We start from the raw sequence: 15,475 nt of genomic DNA on the forward strand, positions 1-15,475 counted from the left end.
CCGATCCTAGAGCGTGCCGGTGGCGGGCCGCACCGCCGGGCACATCACGGACCCCGTCCGCTCAGGGCGCGGGCCCCGTCCCCTCAGGCGGCGGCCGGGTGGGCGGGCGAGGGCAGCGCCTGCTCCGTCCAGATGCACTTGCCCGTCGCCATGAACCGCATGCCCCATCGATCGGACAGCGCGGCGACCAGTTGCAGCCCGCGCCCGCCCTCGTCGGTCTCGGCGGCGCGGCGGATCCGCGGGGTGGTGAGGCTGGCGTCGGAGACCTCGCAGATCAGTGTCCGGCCGTAGAGCAGGCGCAGCCGCGGAGGGCCCTTGGCATGCCGGACGACATTGCCGACCAGCTCGCTGACCAGCAGCTCCGTCGTCATCGTCAGCTCGTCCAGCTGCCATGTGGAGAGCTGCTCGGTGACATGGTGGCGGGCCTCGGCCGCGGCGATGGGGCCGTCCGGGAGCGCCCAGGACACCACCCGATCCGGGGCCATCGACCGCGTCCGGGCGATCAGCAGCGCGGCGTCGTCGTGGGTCGCGGCCTGCTCCGGCACCAGCGCGCTGATGACGGCGTCGCACAGGCGGCCGGGGTCGTGCAGCGTGGTGGGGGCGGAGGCGGGCGCGCACGCGGCCCCGGACGGATCGGCAGCGGGTGCGGCGGCCCTGGTGAGGGCCTGGGCGAGACGGGCCATGCCCTCGTCGATGTCGACCGCCGCCGACTCGACCAGGCCGTCGGTGTAGAGCACCAGCTGGCTGCCCTCGGGCACCTGGACCTCATGGATCTCGAAGGGCGGGCTGGCGGCACCGAGCGGTGGATCGGCATCGACATGCGGGAAGTGGGCCGTGCCGTCGGGGTGGACGATGGCGAGCGGTGGGTGCCCCGCGCTCGCGAACGCACAGCGATTGGTGACCGGGTCGTAGACCGTGTACAGACAGGTGGCGTAGAAGTCATCGCCGAGGTCGCCGACCAGATCGTTGAGATGGGTGAGCAGCTCATCGGGCGGCAGTTCGAGGTCGGCGAGGGTGTGCACGGCCGTGCGCAGCCGCCCCATCGTCGCGGCCTCGGAGAGACCGTGGCCCATGACATCGCCGATGACGAGGGCGACCCGCTCCCCCGACAGCGGGATGATGTCGTACCAGTCGCCGCCGACCTGCACGCCCTCGCTGGCGGGCAGATAGCGTGCCTCGGCGGTGACGGCCGGTACGACGGGCAGCGTACGGGGCAGCAGCCCGCGCTGGAGCTCCTGGGCGCGGGTGTGCTCGGCGTCGTACAGCCGGGCCCGCTCCAGCGCCTGGGCGACCAGTCCGCTCAGGGCGATGAGCAGGGAACGGTCCTCCTCGGAGAAGTGGCGCGGCCGCGAGAAGCTCACCACGCAATAGCCGATCTGCTGGTCGGAGGCGATGAGGGGGAGGAACGCCCACGCCTTCATCCCGCTCCGGTGGAGGTAACCGGCGGCGTCCGGATGCTGTTCGGCGTACTCCCGCGGCGTGGACAGGAAGGTCGGGGTGCGGGAGCTGAGCACCTGGACGATGGCGGACATGTCCGCGACCATCAGCTTCTGGACGGTCTCGAGGAACTCCTCCGGGTACCCGGCAGAACCGACCATCCGCAGCCGCCCGTTCTCGATCAGCTGGCAGATCAGACCGGTGGCGCCGAACGGCGGAAGCATCCGGTCGGCCACCGCCTTCACCACGTCCTGGACGGTCAGCGCCTCGGCGAGCGCCGAGGTCAGCTCGCCCATGCGCATGACCCGCTCGGCCGCGGTGCGCTGGGCCGCGGACTGCTCGGCCTCCTCCATCCGGCGTTCGGTGATGTCCGTGATGTGGATGACCAGTCCGTCGGGGGCGGGGTCGCAGCGTGCGTGGTACCAGCCCGGTCTGCCGGGCCACCGGGTGTCGAATCCGGCCGGTGCGCGAGTGGTCACGGCCCGCCCGTGGCAGGCGGCCATCCCGGTGTCCCGGACCACCGGGTGGTCCCACAGCACCGTCCCCAGCGCCTCCTGGGCGGAGGAACCCAGCAACTTCAGGGCCGCGGGGTTGGCGAAGGTCAGCCGTGCCTGGTTGTCGAGGGCGAGCAGGCCGTCGTTCATCCGCCATACGGCACTGCCGACGGCGTCGCCGCCGAGGGGGTGCCGCTCATGCTCGACGTCCGTGGCGGCGGGGCGGGCGGGCCGCAGATACCCGGCGACCCAGTCGGCGACCCTCCGCAGGAACTCACATCGCGCGTCGTCGAGCTCATCCGGCTCCTCCATCACGGCGGACAGCGCGCCCACCGGCTCCCCGTCAGCCGTGATCACGGGCACCGACGCCACCCCGCTCCCGGGCGGAAGCGAGCCGGCGCCGGGCGGAAAGTCCCCGTGGGAGGAGCGGCCGGACGACGAGAGGGGCGCCCGGTGCGGTACATCCGGCGGTGGCGGCGTCCAGACCTGGGTGCCGTAGCGCACACACGACACGGGGGCCGCGCTGTCCTCGTCCGTGAGGGTCTCCCACCCCGCCATCAGGTTGTCCGGCAGCCCCACGCTGGCCACCAGGCGCATCACCCCCTGGTGCGGATCACGCACATGGATCATGCCGCCCAGGGCGCCGAGTTCGGCGACCGCCTGGCCGAGGGCGAGCCTCACCGGCCCGGAGCCACTCAACTGGCCACCCGCGGAACCCATCAGCCGAAGCCGTGTCCGCGCCGACCGAGTGATCCGGGTGTCCGCACTGTCTGGGTGTTGTTCATCGACACCCATGGCGTCACCTGTCATCGTCCTCGGGAGCCCGATAGCGTACGGATCGCAGGCCAGCCGCGTCCCATATAGCCCGAATATAACGCCTCTCCGGAAACGCATCCCGCCACCCGGACGTGGCCGTCGGTCTACGCCGGCATACGTCGCCGGACACCGTCACCGAGAGCCGAAGGGCGGTACCCCTACGCGATGTCACCGACGCGGACCGGGCCGCCCGTGGTGACCGACCGGATGGCCGCGAGCGCGACGGACAGGGCGGCGCGGGCGTCCTGTCCGGTGACGGAGGGGGCGCGTCCGGTGCGCACACATTCGGCGAAGTCGGCGAGTTCGGCCACGTAGGCGTCGTGGAAGAGGTCCTGGTCGTAGGTGACGCATTCGGCGGCGGCGCCGTCCGGGCCGTAGGCGGTCAGATGGCCGCGGCGGATGTCGCCCATGGTGAGCATCCCCGCCGAGCCGAAGACCTCGCCGCGCACGTCGTACCCGTACACCGCCTGGAAGTTCGCCTCGGCGGTGGCGAGGGCGCCGTTGTCGAAGCGGATGGTGACCATGGCGGTGTCGAGCAGTCCGCGGTCCTTGAAGTCGGGGCGGACCAGGGCGTCGGCGAACGCGAAGACCTCGACCGGTGCGGCGCCGGGGTTGAGATACCGCAGGGTGTCGAAGTCGTGGATGAGCGTCTCCAGGAAGATCGTCCACGGCGGGATACGGCCCGGATCGGCGAGTTTGGGGTCGCGGGTGAGCGAGCGCAGCAGCTGGGGGGTGCCGATGGCGCCCGTGCGGACCTTCTGGTGGGCGGCGTGGAAACCGGTGTCATAACGGCGGTTGAAGCCCACCTGGAGGGGGACTCCGGCGTCGGCCGCGGCGGCGATGGCGCGGTCCGCCTCATCGAGGGTGACCGCCATGGGCTTCTCGCAGTAGACGGCCTTGCCCGCGCGGGCCGCGGCCTCGACCAGCCCGGCGTGGCTGCGGGCCGGGGTGGCGATCACCACCGCCTCGACCCCGGGGTCGGCGAGCAGCTCGGCTATCTCGGTGTACGCCGTGGCGCCGCCCAGCCGGTCGCCGAGCCCCCGCGCGGCGCCGGGGGCCGGGTCGGCGACGGCGGCGAGACGGACGCCGGGGAGGCGGTGGGCGAGCGTCTCGGCGTGGAAGGAGCCCATGCGTCCGGCGCCGATGAGGCCGATGGGGAGGGGGTGCGGTGTGGTCATGCGGATGCTCCGTGGGGTCGGTGGGTGGCGGCGTGGGCTGAGCGGCCTCACGGGCACACTCCAGCGGTCAGGGCGGGACTCGCGGGCGGGCGCCTCAGCGGGTGAAGGCGGAGCGGAAGCGCTCCAGGGCGAGGTCGCTGTCGCCGGAGGCCCATGCCTCCATGGCGACGGTGCCCTCGTAGCCGAGGTCGGTGAGGGTCCGGGCGAGGGCCGGGTAGTTGATCTCTCCCGTTCCGGGCTCGCGGCGGCCGGGTACGTCGGCCACCTGGATCTCGCCGATCAGACCCCGGCCGTGGGCCCGCCGAACGAGCTCGATCAGGTTTCCCTCGCCGATCTGCGCGTGGTACAGGTCCAGGTTCATCCGCAACCCCGGCCGGTTCACGGCCTCGACCAGGGCCAGGGTGTCGGCGGTCTTCGCGAACGGCACACCGGGGTGGTCCACGGCGGTGTTGAGGTTCTCCAGGGTGAAGGTGACCCCGGTGCGCTCGCCCAGTTCGGCGAGGCGGGTGAGGGTGCGGTGGGCGGCGATCCACATCGGGCCGGTGGCCTCGCCCGCCACCGGCGCCACCGGCAGGCCGTCGCCGTCCAGCCCGGTGCCGTGCAGATTCAGCCGGGGACAGCCGAGCCGCTCGGCCACCTTGACCGACTCCTCGGCGGTGCGCAGGAGTTCGGCCGCCCCGCCCTCGTCGGTCAGGCTGCCGCGGAGATAACCGGTCATGGAGGAGAACACCGCACCGGTCCGCTCCAGGGCGGTCGGATCGTGCCGACTCCAGTCCCAGATCTCGACCTGGAAACCGGCGTCGTGGATGCGCCGCGCCCGCTCCTGGATCGGCAGCTCCAGGAAGACCATCTCGGCGCAGACCGCCAATGTGTACCTCGCCACTGCTCGCCCTCTCTCCGGCCCGGCAACCATGCGACTAGAACGTTCTAGGAAACGAGCAGCAGTACGCCAGTCGCCGCCCATCCCTGTCAAGGGCGGGCGGCGGAATCACTAGAACGTTATAGAAGTGGGGAGCGTCTCGGCCTCACCCTGGGCTACGATCGTCGCGCCCGGAAGCGAACCCCCGCCCGGAGGCGACACCTCGACCAGGGAGACCAGTGGTGCCACCGACGCCGGCCGTCCCCCATGGGAAGCGCCCGACCCTCGCGGACGTGGCGGCGCGGGCGGGCGTGTCCACGGCGCTGGTCTCCATCGTGATGCGGGACGCCAAGGGCGCCGGTGCCGCGACCCGTGAGCGGGTCCTCCAGGCGGCACAGGAGATCGGCTACCGGCCGGACGCCCGGGCCCGGCTGCTGCGCAGCCACCGGTCCCATCTCCTCGGGGTGCAGTTCGGCCTTCAGCACCCCTTCCACTCCGATCTGCTGGAGGGCGTCTACGCGGTGGCCGAGCCCGCCGGGTACCAGATCGCGCTGAGCGCCGTGGCCGCCGGGCGTGGTGAGCAGCGGGCCACCGACACCCTGCTCGCCGACCGCTGCGAGGCCCTGATCCTGCTCGGCCCGCAGGCCCCGGCCGCGCGGCTGGCCGAACTCGCCGCGCAGCTCCCGGTGGTCTCCGTGGCCCGTCGGCTGCGCGGGTCCGCCCCAGGGGTGGAGGTGGTGCGGACCGCCGACGACGAGGGCGCCCGGCAGGCCGTGGACCACCTGGTGGCCCTCGGCCATCGCGACATCGCCCATATCGACGGCGGGAGGGCACCCGGCGCCGCCGACCGGCGCCGTGGCTATCGCACCGCCATGAGCCGCCACGGCCTGGCCGACCGCGTCCGCCTCCTGCCCGGCGGCCTCACCGAGGAGGACGGCGCCGCGGGCGCCCGCGCCCTGCTCGACGCCACTCCCCGGCCCACCGCCGTCCTCGCCTTCAACGACCGCTCCGCCACCGGCGTTCTGGACACTCTCCTCCGCGCCCGGGTTCCCGTCCCCGACGAGATCTCCGTCATCGGCTTCGACGACAGCCACTTGGCGCGCCTGGCCCATATCAACCTCACCACCGTCGGCCAGAACATCCCCCGCCTCGCCGAACTCGCCGTCGGCCGGGCCATCGCCCGCCTGGAGGGAGAGCCGATCCCCGAGGGGGAGGCCGTGGTCGCCCCCCATCTCGTCGTCCGGGGCACCACGGCCGAGCCCGCCTGAGGCGCGAGGGGAGGGTCGAGAGGTCAGCCGAGCTTCTTGAGCAGTTCCTCGGCGAGCGGGCCGGAGGAGGCCGGGTTCTGGCCGGTGATGACGTTGCGGTCGACCTCCACATGCGGTGCGAAGGGGTCGCCGGCCCGCACCGTCAGGCCCGCCTCGGTCAGCCGGTCCTGCAACAGCCACTTGGCCTTGTCGGCGTTGCCGGCCATCGTCTCCTCCTCATTGGTGAAGGCGGTGATCCGGTAGCCCGCGTACGCGTGGGTGCCGTCCTCCGTGACCGCCGCCAACAGCGCCGCCGGGCCGTGGCAGACCACGCTCACCGGCATGCCACCGCGCAGCGCGCGGGTGAGGATCCTGCCCGAGTCGGCGTCGACCGCGAGGTCCTCCATGGGGCCGTGGCCACCGGGCACATGGACGGCGTCGTAGTCGTCCAGCGTCACGTCGCTCAGCGCGATGGGGGCGTGGAACTCCGCGGCGGTCTCGGTGACGCTCCTGACCCTGGCGGCGTTCTCCGGGCCGCCGTTGACCTCGGGGCTGAGGCTGGCGGAGTCCACGGGCGGGACGACGCCGCCGGGGGTGGCCACGGTGATCTCATGGCCCGCGGCCTTGAGCGCCTCGTAGGGGACCACGGCCTCGTCGGCCCAGTAGCCGGTGGGGTGCTTCGTACCGTCGGCCAGTGTCCACTGGTCGGCACCGGTCATCACAAACAGAATCTTGGCCATGCTCACTCCTCGACGCGATGTGGCGCCGCCGTCCTGGCGGCGTGCTCGAAGGTAGATCCACTGGGCATCGGAATGCCAATAGATCAGTCGATCGACGGCATCGGGTTTCCGATGGAGGGAACGACCGTGTGCCTCTCTATGCTGGGCCGCATGGAGGACCGGACACACCAGGACGGCGACATCGTCATCGGCGGCGGGGCGCCCGCGCAACCTGCCGATCTGAATCTGCTGCGTACCTTCCTGGCCGTCTACCGCTCCGGCTCGTTCACCGCCGCGGCGCCGCTGCTCGGGCTCTCCCAGCCGACCGTCACCGCCCAGATCCGCGCCCTGGAGCAGCAGACCGGGCGCGCGTTGTTCACCCGGCTCCCGCGCGGTGCGGAGCCCACCCACCTCGCCCATGACCTGGCCGGGCACATCGCCGGGCCACTTGACGCCCTCGCCTCCCTCGGCGGCCGGAACACCGTGCTCACCGGCCGCACCACCCCCGTCCACCTGGCCGGGCCGGCCGAGTTGCTGTGCGCCCGCGCCCTGCCCGCACTCGCCCCGCTGGTGGCCGAGGGGGTGCGGCTGCGGATCACGATGGGGCTGACCGATCCGCTGCTGGAGGCGCTGCGCGCGGGACACCACGACCTCGTGATCGCCACCAGGCGCCCCGGCGGCCGCACGCTGACCTCGCTCCCGCTGGCCGACGAGGACTATGTGCTGGTCGCCTCGCCGGGCTGGGCCCGGCGCATAGGGGAGCGGCTGGCGGCCGACGGACCGTGTGCGGCCGTCCGTGATGTACCGCTGATCACCTACGCGGAGGACCTCCCCATCGCCCGCCGGTACTGGCGCAATGTCTTCGGCAAACGGCTCACCGCCGAGGCCGCGGTGACCGTGCCGGATCTGCGCGGGGTCGTGTCGGCCGTCGCCGCGGGCGCCGGTTACAGCGTGCTCCCCCGTTATCTGTGCCAGGACGAACTCACCTCCGGTGGGCTCGTCCTGCTCCATGAGCCCGAGGAGCCGCCGCTCAACACGCTCTTCCTCGTACAGCGGCCGGGGGCCGACGCCAACCCGGACGTCGCCCGGGTCCGGGAGCGGCTTCAGCGCGCCGCCCGCACCTGGTAGCGCATACGGCGGGGACACCCGCCGGGCGGTCAGCCTCCGCCGTTCGGCGAGGGCTCGTCCACCATGCCGTGCTCCCAGGCCCAGGCCGCGATCTCGACGCGATTGCGGGCGGCCAGCTTGCGCTGCACGTTACCGAGGTGGGTCTTGACGGTGGACAGGGTCACATGGAGATCCGCTGCCACCTCCTCGTTGGTACGGCCACGGGCGACCCGCCGGACCACCTCGATCTCACGCTGGGTCAGCGGCTCGATCAGATCCCTGGGCCCGCTCCTCCCCCGGCGGGCCGGACGGGCCTCGGAGGGGATCGGCCGGTCGCGGTGGGGTGCCATGTGCGCGAGCAGGCGGACGGTCACCGACGGGGAGATCAGCGAGTTGCCCGACGCCGCGGCCCGTACCGCCTCGGTGAGCAGTCCGGGTGCGCCGTCCTTGAGCAGAAAGCCGCACGCGCCGTTGCGCAGCGCCCGGTAGACGTATTCGTCGAGGTCGAAGGTGGTCGCGATGAGGACGTTGAGGGGATCCGGTACATCGGGTCCGGCGAGCAGCCGGGTGGCCTCCAGGCCGTCCAGCCCGGGCATGCGGATGTCCAGGAGGCAGACATCGGGCCGCAGGCGGCGGGCCTGCTCGACCGCCTCGACGCCGTTCGCCGCCTGGGCGACGACCCGCATGTCCGGCTGGGAGTCGAGAATCATGCGGAAGGCGGCCCGGACCATCTCCTGGTCGTCGGCGATGAGTACCTGGATCGTCATATCACGCATGATCGCAGGCGATCGTCTCCTCAGTGGCCGTCCTGTCCAGCGGCAGGATCGCCAGGACGTGCCAGCCTCCGCCGTCCCGTGGCCCTGACGTGAGGTGCCCGGCGACCTCCTCGACCCGTTCGGCGAGCCCCACCAGACCGTAGCCGCCCCCTTCGACCGACCGTTCGGCGGCGGGTGAGGCGCCGCCCTGCCCGTCGTCGACGACCGACACCTCCAGCCCCTCCCGGTCGCCGGGCCGGACCCCGATCCGCACCTCCACCCGGCTTACCCCGGTGGCGTGTTTGCGGACGTTGGTCAGGGACTCCTGCACCACGCGGTGGACGGTGGTGGCGATGACGGGCGGCAGCGGCCGGTCGGCGAGTTCCGGGGCGAGGATCAGCTCGGCGACCGGCCCCACCTCGGAGAACTCCTCGGTGAGGACACGCAGATCACGCAGCACACGCAGTCCGCCCAGTCCGCGCGGGCCTGCCGGATCGCCCGTGGGCCGGGTCGTGGCGGAGGCGGTGGCGTGGTCCCGCAGGCTGGTGACCATGGCGCGCATCGACCCCAGCGCCTGGGATCCGGCCCGCTCGATCTGGGCGAGCATCCGGTCCAGGTCCTCCGGGGACTGGGGGTTTCCGGCCGCGGCGGTGAAGCGCGCGGCCTTGGTCTGCGCGACGATCGCCGTGACATGGTGGGCCACGAAGTCATGCAACTCCCGCGCGTGTTCCAGGCGTTGGGCCTGCCGGATGGCCTCGCGCTCCCGCTCCCGCAGCGTGTCGTACAGACGCAGACACAGCCCCACCACCATCATGAACGGCACGGCGCAGACCGCGATGACGGTGATCAGTTCCTTGAGGTGGTCGTCCCACAGCTCGATCCGCAGCGGAAGGACCACGGCGGCGCCGGAGGACGCCACGACAAGACCGGCCGCTCGCAGTGGCGGGCGGCGCCGCACCGCGCGGGTGCTGAGCAGCAGCAGCGCACCCAGTTCCACCATGCCCGGGGTGTTCGGAGGACGCTCGGACAACTGCGCTTCCGTCACGGTCAGCACACACGAGACCGCCGCCGCGCCGATGACGTAGCGCGCGAAGAGGCGCTCCGGCACGGCGAGCGCGGCCAGGCACAGCATCCCGGACACCATCGTCGCCGCGGCCATCGCCGGATGCGGCGCGTTCAGCCCCTCCAGGGCCACAAGGACGGCCAGAGCCACGCCGACCAGGCCCCGCCGGAGGTGCCGGAAGCGGAAACGGGACCGGAATTCGGAGATCATGGCAGGTCACGCTACGGTCCGGCCGCCGTCGCCACATCAGACTTTCGGCCGAGGAAACCGGGGAGGGGACACGGTCCGCTTCGGTATTCCGGTGGATCCGCCGCGCCACGTCCGCGCGAAGGATGGCATCCGGCGCGCCCTGGACAACCCGGCACTGCTCGTCCAGGACCGCGCCGACGCGAGGGCCGCCGCCACCGCGCGGACCGCGCCGTTCCTGAACATCATGTACGCGATGCTCAGCGTCACCGTGCTCATCGGCGCGCTCGGGGTGGTCAACACCATGGGCATGGCCGTCTTCGAGCGGGTGCGGGAGATCGGGCTTCTGCGCGCCATCGGACTGGAGGCAGCGCGCATCCCGATGCCGGAGGCCATCGGCGCGGACACCGAGTGACCGATCGGCCGGAACGGGCTGGGCGGTCAGGCGGCGTCGATCAGGGCCAGGTCCGGGGGGACGAGCGTGGTCGACATCATCAGGGCGCGGATCAGATGGTCGTTGAGCGCGTTGCCGACCGGTTCGCCGACCTCCTCGCGGGTCAGCCAGGGCACTCCGTCCCGGGACAGCATCGTACGGACCCGGTTGACCAGGTGCTCCACGCGCTTCTCGCTCCAGCCCTCACCGGGGCGCAACTCCGCGAGCTGGGCGGCCGTCTGCCGCCAGGTGAGGGGCTGCGGCCGGGGCTCGTGGAGCAGATACCGCTGGCCGAGGACGACGAGCGCGAGCTTCTCCTCGTCGGTGAGCACCCATACCCGGGGCGGGCGGGTGACATCCCCGGGCAGGGCCACCGGCCGCTCGGTCTCGGGGCCGCTGACGAACACCTCCAGCAGATGCTCACGGTCGCGCGAGCCCCGGACGAACAGCGGGGTGTAGCCGGTGTCGAGGGGCAGTGGCTCCTCGCCCGTAAAGAGCAGCCGGGACGGGAACCGGAGCGGCAGCCGACCGTTGTTGGCGACCCACCAGCGGCCGTGGCGATGGGTCAGCCTGCCCTGGCAGCGGCTGACCTGGGGGTCGTCCTCGCCCACGCAGATGTGGACCTCGGGGCGGTTGCGCCCGAAGAGCAGCTCACGGCCGTCGCCGGGGCCGAGGGTCATGCCACCGGTCAGCGCGAGCGCGTACGCGGTGCCCGGCACCGGCGCGGTCACCCCGCGCGCCAGGCTGCCGTGGGCGGCGGGCAGCGGGCGGCCGCCGGCGGCGGGACGGCCGGTGGCGGGGCGACGGACGGCGGGGGCCCGCCCGATGGCAGGACGGTCGCGGCCGGGAGGTGTCGTGGTCATGATGCCGGGAGTTTCGTCATGATGCCGGGAGTTTCTTCGCGGCCGTGGCGGCGAGCGCCTTGGCGGTCTTGCAGAGTTTTCCGGTGGACTTGGGCCCGTAGACGTTCAACGACATGAACTCGACGGTGTCGTCACCGAGGGAGTTGCGGTACGAGCGGTGCAACATCCGGACCAGGCATGAGCCGTCGTCCCACTCGTTCGGCGACACCGAGCTCCGATTGCCGGCGATGACCGCCGGCTGTCCGTCGTCCGTGGTGAACTGGTTGTCCCGGTTGAACACCACCTTCACCCCCGCGTCGCCCGAGCCGTCCGTCCACTCGCACTGCCAGTCCCCGAAGCCCGGGTCGCGGTCCGCCACCCGGACACCGGCGACCCGCTTGAGTTCATCGCCGTCCAGCAGCCCGCAGGCGTGTCCCCGGAGCAGGGAGCTCGCCACCGGCTGCCCGGAGCGCCGGGGGACCTGGCCGCGGTCCAGCACACTGACCACGTAGTCGGTGGCGGCGTCGCCCAGTTGGCAGGGGTCGGGCGCCGGGGTGCCGAGCCGCTCGGTGATGATCCAGATCTGCTTGCGGTCGGCGGACGCGATGTTGCGCAGGCACTCGTCCCCATCGCGCTGATACGCGCCGACGGTCACATTGCCGACCCTTCTGGTGGGCACGTCGCCACCCGGCTCCGGCGGATCGGCGCTGAAGTTGAGCTGGACGTCGGCGATGTCATCGCCGCTTTCGCCCTGTAGCAGGACATCGCATCGATCGATCTCGCCGTAGTCCGGGTCGAGCACGGTCTCGCCGAAGCGGCTGAGCGAGGCGGGGTTGAGCAACTTGCAGGGATCGGCGGTCCGCGCGTCGCCTATGGTGCCGGCCGGGCCCGTCCGGGCCGCCGAGTCGGCCGTACCGGACGCGCCACGCCCGCCGTCCTTCCCGGAGCCGCCGCTCTCGTCGGAGCGCCCGTCGCCCCAGGGGCCGAAGAGGGTGGCCCATGCCACCAGGACCGCGGCGATGCCCAGCGCGGTCGCGGTGATGGCCACCCCGCGGCTCGGGCGGCGCCATGGCCCTCGGACGGACGGTGGCACCAGGCGCATCGTGAAGGGGGTGCGGTCCAGGGTGTCGCCGTCGTGCGGGTCCTCGACGTCCCCGAGGTCCTCGATCCGCGGGGACGGCGGGGCGACCCGCCGCAGCAGCCGTACGGCCTGGTCGGCGGCGGGGCGCCGCTTCGGCTCCAGGGCCAGCAGCTTGGTGAGCGCGTCCACCAGCGGACCGGCGTGGTGCGGGGTCTCGATATAGCCCTCGATGGCCCGCGCCACATAGGCCATGGGGTGCGATGCCTCACCGTACGGGGACCGCCCCTCGATCGCCGCGTAGAGGGTCGCGCCCAGTGAGAAGACATCGGACTTGCGGTCGGCCACCTCTCCCCTGGCCACCTCGGGCGGCAGATAGGGCGGTTTGCCGCGCACCCCGCCCGTCTGGGTCATGGTGGCCTCGCTCCACAGCGCCCGGGAGATGCCGAAGTCGGTCAGCTTGGCGACCCCGTCCTCGGTGATCAGGACGTTCTCCGGGGTGACATCGCCGTGCACCACGCCCTCGGCGTGCGACTTCGCCAGCGCGGCGGCGATCTGGCAGCCGATGGAGGCCGCCTCCTCGGGAGGGAGCGCGACACGGCCGCGCACCATGTCCGCGAGGCTGCCCCCGGACACATACTCCATGACGATCCAGCAGATCTCGCCCTCGTCCACGAAGTCGAACACCGAGACGATGTGCGGATGGTGCAGCCGTGCGGCGTTGCGCGCCTCGTTGGTCAGGCGCGCCACCGCGCGGTCGTCGTCCGGACGGGCACACTTCACCGCGACCTGGCGGTCCAGCAGTTCGTCGTGGGCCCGCCAGACGACACCCATCCCGCCTCTCCCGATGGGCTCCTGGAGGAGATATCGGTCGGCGACCTTGTCACCGGCCTCCGCCATCACCCGCACCCCCGCTACCCCGCTTCATCACCCGTCACGTTCCAGTGTCGCCACGGAGAGTACTTGCCTGCGAGGTCAGTGGGTAGCGCTTCCGGCCGATAGCCCCCGGAAAGAGGGAAGCCTCCGGCGCACGACGGTTCACTTCGCGAGCGGGGCGTCAGAGGCCGGTGTGGAGCGCCGTAGCCGGCGCTCCACATCCTTCACCAAACGCCCTCTCACCTCACGATTTCTTCCTTGACGACGATGTGGCCCGAGTCGGGGTTGAGGACTCCGCCGAGCCGGGAGTACGCACCGTCGGTCAGGTCCAGACACTTGGGCACGGACGGCGTCCAGCCGAAGGTGCCGCGGTCGTTGACGCGCACGACGAGTGACTTGCCGTTGGCCACGTTGGTGACCTTCACCTTGGTGCCGAACGGCAGCTGCGGGCTGCGGCTGAGGGAGGTGGCGGCGGTGTTCGCGTTGTTGTCGAAGAGTTCGCCGCTGGCGGTGTAGGCGCCGGGCGGTATGTAGCCGTAGTGCGTGGCCCAGCAGTTCTGTCCGGGCGGCGGGGTGTCGCTGGTGGCCGCGGTGCTCGTCGGGGCGACGGTCACTACGGTGGTCAGCGCGGCGGCTCCGACCGCAAGTCGGCCGATCAGCGTTGCCTTGCGCATGGCGGAGGACCTCGTTTCGGTTGTCGTGGTGTGGTGTGCGAGCGGTGTGGTGTGAGTGGTCTGCGGTGAGAGCGAGTGGTCTTGTCTCACCCGGCCGCGCGATAGGCGGTGCCGATCTGGTTGGGCGTCGCGCCGTTGTAGAGACCGGTGCCGCCGCGGTCCGCGGAGAGCGTGAACCACGCGTACCGCTGGACGAAGGACAGCCCTTGCAGCATGGCGGTGGACTTCTTCACGAACGCGGCCTGCTGGGCCGGGGTCGGATACCTCGGGGTGCCGCTCGAGAAATCGATCAGCGCGTATTCGGTGAGCCAGATCGGCTTGTTGTAGCGGTTGTGGGTGGCCTGGAGATAGCCACGCAGCTGTTCGGTCGCGCGGGTGGCGTCGAAGTCGGCGCCGTACCAGTGCAGTGGGATGAAATCGACCTTGTAGTTGCGGTCGGCGGCACCCTTCATGAAGCGGTCGAGCCAGCCACCGGCGACATCGCCGCCATAGGCCACCGCCGGCGCGCCGAGCCGCATACCGGTCGACTGGAGCCGGGGCCACAGCTCGAGCGCCTTGGCGACGGTCATATTGGCCTGGCCCGCCATGTCCGGTTCATTGAAGCCGAGCAGGGTCGTGCCCTGGCTCTTGGCCTGGTTGAGTTCGGCGTCGGTCACCGAGCCGGGGCCCCAGATCATGGGCACGAATTCGACCCCGGCCGGGGGCTGGATCTGCTGCTTGCCCGAGGCCCAGGTGTAGAACCAGCCGACCTTGGCATCGGACATCGCCGCCGTGACCCCGTTGAACTTCCAGGCGCTGACGCCCTTCTTCTGCACCGCGGCGGTGGACGCGCCGGCGCCGGTCTGGCTTCCCGCGGTCAGCAGAGTCACCACCGCCAGCAGTACGGCGAGAAGTCGCATCCTCCGCATGGTCACGACCCCGCGTTGAAGGTCACGGTGAAGCCACTGCACTTACCGCAGTTCTGCATCACCTGGTTGCCGGGCTCCTGGTCCTGCTTGGAGTAGGCGTACGCCTTGGGGCACCGGGAGGCGATCGCGTTGCTGTACGGCGTTTTGACGTCCCGGTTGGGGTTGGTGCACAGCATCGGTGTGCCGTCCGACCACCGAGTGAGGTTGGCAGCCGGGCAGAACGGCAGCAGGTTCTGGGTGCAGCCCTGGGTGCCGCAGCCGCCGCCTCCGGCGGGGTTGTTGGGGGCGATGGTGATCGGGTTGGAGAACGCGTTGACGTAGCTCACGTTGTACCAGGGAGCGAGCGTGTCCCTGGTGTCGAAGTTGAACTCGGCGAGGCTGACGGGCTGCTCGCCCAGCTCACAGCGGTCGGCGAACTTGCCGCAGTCCCCCACCTTGCAGTGGAAGGTGCTGCCCGAGGTGCCGGTGCATCCCAGACGGGCGAAGAACTTGCCACGCCAGTGGCCGGGGTCGGCGTTCTCGGGGATCGTCACCGACGCCGACTGCCCGGGTTCCAGGATGGGCAGTTTGGCGAATTGCCTGGAGCCATCGGCATTGACGGCGCTGCCGATCCACACCTTCCGTCCGGTGTGATTGACGAAGGTGACCGTGTGGTTGGCCGCGAGTGTCGCCTTGGCCGCGACGGGTGCGTCGCGGGTCGGCATCGCCACGCTCGTGGCCGCACTCGTCCCCGCGGTCGGCAGCAGGGCCGCCAGTACCACCAGCACCGAGGTGGCCAGACTGATCAGAATTCTGCGCATGAC

14 protein-coding genes are annotated in these 15,475 nt (G+C 71.6%); 3 read left to right on the forward strand and 11 right to left on the reverse strand.

Annotation, left to right across the window (positions count from 1 at the left end; translation table 11 throughout):
• Positions 1 to 83: 83 nt before the first annotated feature.
• From ACT2CW_RS13925 to ACT2CW_RS13935, 3 genes are all read right to left on the reverse strand, one after another.
• Complete coding sequence (locus ACT2CW_RS13925; RefSeq protein WP_445516771.1) at positions 84 to 2,651, reverse strand: SpoIIE family protein phosphatase; 2,568 nt, start codon at positions 2,649 to 2,651, stop codon at positions 84 to 86.
• A 254-nt stretch (positions 2,652 to 2,905) separates the two neighbouring features.
• On the reverse strand, positions 2,906 to 3,925 hold the full coding sequence (locus ACT2CW_RS13930) for a Gfo/Idh/MocA family oxidoreductase (RefSeq protein WP_445516772.1): 1,020 nt from the start codon (positions 3,923 to 3,925) through the stop codon (positions 2,906 to 2,908).
• 94 nt (positions 3,926 to 4,019) lie between these two features.
• Positions 4,020 to 4,808, reverse strand: a complete 789-nt coding sequence (locus ACT2CW_RS13935) for a TIM barrel protein (protein ID WP_445516773.1) — start codon at positions 4,806 to 4,808, stop codon at positions 4,020 to 4,022.
• A 218-nt stretch (positions 4,809 to 5,026) separates the two neighbouring features.
• Here ACT2CW_RS13935 and ACT2CW_RS13940 point away from each other — a divergent pair, with 218 nt between their 5' ends.
• Positions 5,027 to 6,052: a LacI family DNA-binding transcriptional regulator gene (locus tag ACT2CW_RS13940; protein WP_445516774.1), complete on the forward strand. Its 1,026-nt coding sequence runs from the start codon at positions 5,027 to 5,029 to the stop codon at positions 6,050 to 6,052.
• 23 nt (positions 6,053 to 6,075) lie between these two features.
• Here the strand turns inward: ACT2CW_RS13940 and ACT2CW_RS13945 are convergent, their stop codons facing one another.
• Positions 6,076 to 6,771: a type 1 glutamine amidotransferase domain-containing protein gene (locus ACT2CW_RS13945; RefSeq protein ID WP_164426885.1), complete on the reverse strand. Its 696-nt coding sequence runs from the start codon at positions 6,769 to 6,771 to the stop codon at positions 6,076 to 6,078.
• A gap of 150 nt (positions 6,772 to 6,921) precedes the next feature.
• Between ACT2CW_RS13945 and ACT2CW_RS13950 the strand changes: the two genes are divergently transcribed.
• Positions 6,922 to 7,878: a LysR family transcriptional regulator gene (locus tag ACT2CW_RS13950; RefSeq protein WP_445516775.1), complete on the forward strand. Its 957-nt coding sequence runs from the start codon at positions 6,922 to 6,924 to the stop codon at positions 7,876 to 7,878.
• A 29-nt stretch (positions 7,879 to 7,907) separates the two neighbouring features.
• Here ACT2CW_RS13950 and ACT2CW_RS13955 read toward each other — a convergent pair whose 3' ends face one another.
• Positions 7,908 to 8,633 (reverse strand): response regulator transcription factor, encoded by a 726-nt coding sequence (locus ACT2CW_RS13955; protein ID WP_445516776.1) that lies wholly within the window; start codon positions 8,631 to 8,633, stop codon positions 7,908 to 7,910.
• Positions 8,626 to 9,885, reverse strand: coding sequence for a sensor histidine kinase (locus ACT2CW_RS13960; protein WP_445516777.1), 1,260 nt, complete (start codon positions 9,883 to 9,885; stop codon positions 8,626 to 8,628). The genes ACT2CW_RS13955 and ACT2CW_RS13960 overlap by 8 nt, the downstream gene beginning before the upstream one ends.
• Positions 9,886 to 9,976: 91 nt before the next feature.
• Between ACT2CW_RS13960 and ACT2CW_RS13965 the strand changes: the two genes are divergently transcribed.
• Positions 9,977 to 10,276 (forward strand): FtsX-like permease family protein, encoded by a 300-nt coding sequence (locus ACT2CW_RS13965; RefSeq protein ID WP_445516778.1) that lies wholly within the window; start codon positions 9,977 to 9,979, stop codon positions 10,274 to 10,276.
• Between the two features lie 26 nt (positions 10,277 to 10,302).
• Here the strand turns inward: ACT2CW_RS13965 and ACT2CW_RS13970 are convergent, their stop codons facing one another.
• From ACT2CW_RS13970 to ACT2CW_RS13990, 5 genes are all read right to left on the reverse strand, one after another.
• Complete coding sequence (locus ACT2CW_RS13970) at positions 10,303 to 11,157, reverse strand: FHA domain-containing protein (protein ID WP_445516779.1); 855 nt, start codon at positions 11,155 to 11,157, stop codon at positions 10,303 to 10,305.
• Positions 11,158 to 11,173: 16 nt separating this feature from the next.
• Positions 11,174 to 13,114 carry a serine/threonine-protein kinase gene (locus tag ACT2CW_RS13975; protein WP_164426880.1) on the reverse strand — a complete coding sequence of 647 codons (1,941 nt, stop codon included), beginning with the start codon at positions 13,112 to 13,114 and terminating at the stop codon, positions 11,174 to 11,176.
• Between the two features lie 215 nt (positions 13,115 to 13,329).
• Positions 13,330 to 13,764, reverse strand: coding sequence for a septal ring lytic transglycosylase RlpA family protein (locus ACT2CW_RS13980; RefSeq protein ID WP_445516780.1), 435 nt, complete (start codon positions 13,762 to 13,764; stop codon positions 13,330 to 13,332).
• A gap of 86 nt (positions 13,765 to 13,850) precedes the next feature.
• Positions 13,851 to 14,663, reverse strand: a complete 813-nt coding sequence (locus ACT2CW_RS13985) for a glycoside hydrolase family protein (protein WP_330808556.1) — start codon at positions 14,661 to 14,663, stop codon at positions 13,851 to 13,853.
• Positions 14,664 to 14,674: 11 nt separating this feature from the next.
• Positions 14,675 to 15,472 (reverse strand): thaumatin family protein, encoded by a 798-nt coding sequence (locus tag ACT2CW_RS13990; RefSeq protein ID WP_445516781.1) that lies wholly within the window; start codon positions 15,470 to 15,472, stop codon positions 14,675 to 14,677.
• Positions 15,473 to 15,475: the final 3 nt, after the last annotated feature.

The sequence above is a fragment of the Streptomyces sp. NEAU-174 genome, assembly GCF_052665095.1.

Bases quoted from the DNA above. Each gene is read 5' to 3' on its own strand.
- ACT2CW_RS13930 (WP_445516772.1), bottom strand. From the start codon at position 3,925: ATGACCACACCGCACCCCCTCCCCATCGGCCTCATCGGCGCCGGACGC.
- ACT2CW_RS13945 (WP_164426885.1), bottom strand. From the start codon at position 6,771: ATGGCCAAGATTCTGTTTGTGATGACCGGTGCCGACCAGTGGACACTG.
- ACT2CW_RS13950 (WP_445516775.1), top strand. From the start codon at position 6,922: ATGGAGGACCGGACACACCAGGACGGCGACATCGTCATCGGCGGCGGG.
- ACT2CW_RS13980 (WP_445516780.1), bottom strand. From the start codon at position 13,764: ATGCGCAAGGCAACGCTGATCGGCCGACTTGCGGTCGGAGCCGCCGCG.
- ACT2CW_RS13960 (WP_445516777.1), bottom strand. From the start codon at position 9,885: ATGATCTCCGAATTCCGGTCCCGTTTCCGCTTCCGGCACCTCCGGCGG.
- ACT2CW_RS13975 (WP_164426880.1), bottom strand. From the start codon at position 13,114: ATGGCGGAGGCCGGTGACAAGGTCGCCGACCGATATCTCCTCCAGGAG.
- ACT2CW_RS13970 (WP_445516779.1), bottom strand. From the start codon at position 11,157: ATGACCACGACACCTCCCGGCCGCGACCGTCCTGCCATCGGGCGGGCC.
- ACT2CW_RS13955 (WP_445516776.1), bottom strand. From the start codon at position 8,633: ATGCGTGATATGACGATCCAGGTACTCATCGCCGACGACCAGGAGATG.
- ACT2CW_RS13925 (WP_445516771.1), bottom strand. From the start codon at position 2,651: ATGGGTTCCGCGGGTGGCCAGTTGAGTGGCTCCGGGCCGGTGAGGCTC.
- ACT2CW_RS13990 (WP_445516781.1), bottom strand. From the start codon at position 15,472: ATGCGCAGAATTCTGATCAGTCTGGCCACCTCGGTGCTGGTGGTACTG.
- ACT2CW_RS13985 (WP_330808556.1), bottom strand. From the start codon at position 14,663: ATGCGACTTCTCGCCGTACTGCTGGCGGTGGTGACTCTGCTGACCGCG.